1 protein-coding gene and 1 rRNA gene are annotated in these 1221 nt (G+C 51.5%); both read left to right on the top strand.

Going from position 1 to position 1221, the window contains the following annotated elements; all coding sequences use genetic code 11:
* Nucleotides 1–106, top strand: a 5S ribosomal RNA gene (gene rrf / locus AC1AWD_RS08085); the annotation flags it as partial.
* A gap of 622 nt (nucleotides 107–728) precedes the next feature.
* Nucleotides 729–1157, top strand: a complete 429-nt coding sequence (locus AC1AWD_RS08080; RefSeq protein WP_476565437.1) for a hypothetical protein — start codon at nucleotides 729–731, stop codon at nucleotides 1155–1157.
* Nucleotides 1158–1221: the final 64 nt, after the last annotated feature.

The raw sequence follows: 1221 nt of genomic DNA, 5'->3' as shown, positions 1-1221 counted from the left end.
TGGCCCAGGGGAGACGCCCGGTCCCATTCCGAACCCGGAAGCTAAGACCTGGCACGGCGATGGTACTGCACCCGGGAGGGTGTGGGAGAGTAGCACGCCGCCGCATTCATCGTTAGGGGGAGGCCCCGTGGCTCACGCCACGGGGCCTTTCCCGTTACCGGGCTCTTTTGGTTGAGTAGACGGTCGCATGCTCGGAATGGTTGCACGACTGCACATGCGTGAAAATCGTCATTGCATATCTGACATAAGAGCACTTATCGGAGGAAAAACCTGCTGAGCAACGAGCTAGGCATACGACTTGATGTCGTTGGAGTATATAACCTAGCCATGCTAGGGAGAGGCTATGGCTCGGCGTTGGGTGAGTATGCTAGGAGCCACGCGGATTGCGATTATCGGATACAACGGAAGCGGCAAATCAACGTTAGCAGGCGTTTATCTTGCATATGGAATGTGCCAGTATCGTGCCCCGACACTATGCATTAGTTACCCGGATGGATCGAACGCGATGATGCGTCGGCCAGGTTGCAAGTGCAGCAATTCATGAACCAACCGGATTGGATCGGCGAAAGCACGTACACAACTCTTTGTTTTGCTGATTGTATGTGAATGGCTGTTCGAATACTTATCTTCGACCTCCTCGCTTGTAATGTCTCGCGCGAGCATTGCACCGTTCTATTACACATCGTGGCGGCATCCGACTTGATATGACGGTGGTCTGCAATGAGCGAATGAATATTGGATTCATTCGATGGCTGTTGTTCGTAGAACGTACGAAGAAGAGAGGTGAAGCTTATCTACGAACCATGAATGCATATGCGGATAAATGTCTGACACTGCGCAGTCAGCACGAGATTGACGGATTTATACAAAGTCAGTGTGAAGAGATTGCGGATTTGAAGATTGACGACACGCCGAAAGGGAAGATTTTCTTAAGACATTTGACGGTCGTGAATCGTTATTTGATGGTTTGGGAACCGTTTTTTTGGTGTTTTCGACACGCCGATGGATGCGTGTGTTCGCAATGGTTCTGGTGGTGTGGGCGTGTATCGGGTTTGCGGTTTTCGTCCGGTGCGTGTAAGTTCTTCATCTTGCTGCCGCACGGTGCGGCCGGGGGTTCGGTCCCGTGGCCTGTTTCGTTGCGTGTGGTGGTGGTTTGAGAACTCAAGAGCGTGTCTGTACTACTTATGCTTTATGTAAGTCAATGATTGCCAGTCCGATTCC

This window comes from Bifidobacterium sp. LH_512, assembly GCF_056356435.1.
The sequence above is the reverse complement of the archived record's forward strand: the minus strand, read 5'-3'. Positions and strand labels throughout refer to the sequence as shown.

What these genes read in the sequence shown, in the direction of transcription:
- AC1AWD_RS08080 (WP_476565437.1), top strand. Translation starts at nt 729, where the DNA reads ATGAATATTGGATTCATTCGATGGCTGTTGTTCGTAGAACGTACGAAG.